General features: G+C 72.1%; 2 protein-coding genes. One reads left to right on the top strand and one right to left on the bottom strand.

Translation table 11 applies throughout. The features are described 5' to 3' along the window. On the bottom strand, window positions 1-1,972 hold a 1,972-nt coding region (locus tag N866_RS16520; protein WP_216699471.1), incomplete at its 3' end, for a cation-translocating P-type ATPase. Between the two features lie 431 nt (window positions 1,973-2,403). Between N866_RS16520 and N866_RS16525 the strand changes: the two genes are divergently transcribed. After that, window positions 2,404-3,381, top strand: a complete 978-nt coding sequence (locus tag N866_RS16525; RefSeq protein ID WP_052023176.1) for a baeRF3 domain-containing protein — start codon at window positions 2,404-2,406, stop codon at window positions 3,379-3,381. The last annotated feature ends 1 nt before the right edge of the window (window position 3,382 follow it).

The raw sequence follows: 3,382 nt of genomic DNA on the forward strand, positions 1-3,382 counted from the left end.
GGTCGGTCAAGGCCTTGACGATGGCGACCTTGTGCTCCGGGGCGACCCGGGCGAAAACGCCGATGTCCTCGATGCGCTCGGTGAGCTCGGCGGGGCTCATGCGGTCCAGGTCCGCACCGGTGACGACGTCACCGGAGATGCCGAGCTCGCGTGCGATGGCAGCTGCGGTGTCGCGGTGGTCGCCGGTGATCATCTTGACCTGGATCCCAGCGCGGTGGCACAGGGCGATCGCCTCACGGGCCTCGGCTCGGGGCGGGTCGGCGATTCCGACCAGGCCCAGGAAGGTCACGCCGGTGAGCCGGTCGGCAAGGGAGGCGGGGTCTCTGAGGTCGTCGAGCAGTGTGGTGGCGACTCCGATGACTCGCAGCCCCTGGGATGCCAGGCGGCTGATCTCGGCGTGGACGCGGGCCAGGGCGTCCGGGCCCAAGGGCTTGACCCCGTTAGCGGTGGCGATGAACGCGCTGCGCCCGAGCAGCACGTCCGGGGCTCCCTTGAGGTAGGCGCGGGCTCGAGTGCCTTCGGCGTGGACGGTGGCCATGTACTTGTGCGCGGCGTCGAACGGCACCTCGCCGATGCGGGGATGCTCGGCACGCAGCGCCGTGACGTCGATGCCGGTCTTGGCGGCGAGGACGACGAGGGCGCCTTCGGTGGGGTCGCCGACGATCGCCGGTGCACCGTCGCGGGTGGTCAGGACGGCGTCGCTGGCCAGCGCGGCCGCCCGCACCAGCGGATCGAGGTCGCTCGGAAGTGGGGCGCCGTCGGTCGCCCGCAGCTCGCCAGCCGGGACGTAGCCCTCGCCGGCGACGGTCACATCGCGACCGGCGACGACGACAGCTCGGGCGGTCATCTGGTTCAGGGTCAAGGTTCCGGTCTTGTCGCTGCAGACCACGGTCGCCGCGCCCAGGGTCTCCACCGAGGCCAGGCGCTTGACGATGGCCCCTCGGCGGGCCATCCGCTGCACACCCAGGGCCAGGGTCAGGGCCAGGACGGCGGGCAGGCCCTCGGGAACGGTCGCGACAGCCAGGGCGACTGCGCTGAGCGCGAGCTCGGCCAGGGGCTCGCCGCGCAGCAGCGCGAGCAGGGCGTAGGCGCCGACCGCGGTTCCACCGATCACGGCGATGCGCTTGCCGACGGCGTCCAACTCGACCTGCAGTGGGCTCTTGGGCTCGGTGCCGGTGCGCAGCATTCCCGCGATCGCGCCGACTTCGGTGGCCATCCCCGTTGCGGTCACCACGAGCTCGGCGCGGCCGCGGGTCAGGGCGGTGTTCATGTACGCCATGCCGGTGCGGTCGGCGAGCGGGACCTTCGCGCCGTCACCGGTGAGGGCGGTCGGTGCGGTGGTCTTGGCGACCGGCTGGGACTCTCCGGTGAGCGCGGACTCGTCGATCTCGACGCTCTCGGCGACGAGCAGGCGCCCGTCGGCCGGCACCCGGTCGCCGGCCTCCAGGAGCACGATGTCGCCAGGCGCGAGGTCGCCGGCGTCGATGACGTTGACCTGCTCGTCGCGGCGCACACGGGCGGTGGGGGTGAGCATCTTGCGCAGTGCCTCCAGGCTGCGCTCGGCTCGGTTCTCCTGGACGAACCCGATCGTGGCGTTGATCAGCAGCACGATGGTGATCACGACGGTGTCCTTGACGTCCCCGATGAGGCCGGCCAGGACCGCCGCGGCGATCAGGATCAGGATGAGCAGGCTGCGGAACTGGTCCAGGAACCGCCGCCACGCCGCCCGGCGAACCGGCTCGGCAAGCCGGTTTGGCCCGACCGCACTCAATCGCCGGCTGACCTCCGCTTCGTCGAGGCCCCGGCCGGGGTCGACTCCCAGGGCTTCGGTGACTTGCGATGCAGGGATCAGATGCGCATCCGGCACGGTCAGTGCGCTCCCGGGTGGGACGGCACTGGAGGTGCGCCCCTCGGCGGAGGCGGGATGGGCGAGGACTGGCTGCGGGTCGTTCGTGCGTCGGGCCGTGCGCACAGCGGGCTCCTAGGTCAGGAGGGACACGGGCACCGGCCCGGGCCGCTAGGGGGTCAGCGGCCCGAGCCGGGCGAGGTGGTCTCTCCCGCCCCGGAAGGGGCCGGCGGCCCGGGCCTTTCGGCCGAGATGACGAGACGCCGTGAGGGGGTACTCCCCAACCTTGCGATCCACAATGCCGGAACAGTACTTCAGTTGTCAATCGATCGCACTGCCCCCGCGACCGACCCAGCCGCAGTGCGAGGTGCCAGAGCTCGTCGGAGCCTAAAGGTTGTCCCGGATACGCGAATCGTGCTTCACTCGATCTGACGGACGAAGGGGAGTATCCCTGAGCGATGCGTCGTCATGACGGTTCCTGGGTGGGACCCGGCGCCTCGGGCCGATGGGCCGGGAGAGACCTTCGGTTGGCTGAGGAACCGACCGAGGAGAGCCCCATGACCGACCTGACCCACGAGCCCGTCGCCTTCAGCCGGTGGAGCGGTCCGCGACACGTGATGTCGCCCCCACCGGCTGAGCTCGTCGTCGAGCTCCAGGCCCCGACCACCTTCCCGGCCATCACCCTGCTCCTCCCCACCGCGGCCGCGAGTGTGATGACGCCGGAGGACCGCGTGGCCCTGCGTGGGCTGCTGGACCAGGCGCGGCAGCGGCTATACGCCGGACGCGTCTCCGCGGCCGACGACGTCCTAACCGAGCTGGCCCGGGTGGCTGAGGAGGCGATGACGCTGTCGACCGCGTCCGGGCTGGCGGTCCTGACCTCGCGCGACGGCATCCGGGCCAGCATCCGCCTGCCCGTGGCGGTGGTGCCGCGCGTCGTCGTGGACGCATCCTTCGCGACGCGTGACCTTGTCCGCGCCCTGCACCGCACCCCCCGCCATGCCGTTCTCGCCCTGGGCTCGCGCCAGGCGCGACTGTTCGAGGGCGCTGGTGACGAGCTGCGCCCGGTGACCGGGCGTTTCCCGATCACCGCGGCGCGCGAGCAACGCCGTGACCCCGACCGGCCCGGTCTGGCGCGGTCCGACGCCGCCGCGTTCTATCGCGACGTCGACGCGGCGCTGGGAGCGCACCTGCGCCTGCACCCCTCGCCGATCGTGCTCGCCGGCTCACCGCGCGCCGTCGCCGGATTCAGGGCGGTCTCGCGTCATCTCGCCCGACTGGCCGGAACGGTCGAAGCTGACGTGGTCCGCGAGCCCCTCCCCTCGCTGGCTCGCCGGGTGCGACCGGTCCTCGAGCAGTACCTGCGATCCCGCCAGGAGGAGGCACTCGACCTCCTCGAACGCCGGATGGGATCCCAGGCTGCGGTCAGCGGCGTGGCCGCGGCGTGGCTCGCCGCACGCCACGAACGCCCCGAGATGCTCGTGGTCGACGAGTCCCTGGTCATCCCGGCCCGCCTCAGCCCTGATCCACCGGCCTGAG

Source organism: Actinotalea ferrariae CF5-4, from assembly GCF_000603945.1.
GTDB lineage: Bacteria > Actinomycetota > Actinomycetes > Actinomycetales > Cellulomonadaceae > Actinotalea > Actinotalea ferrariae.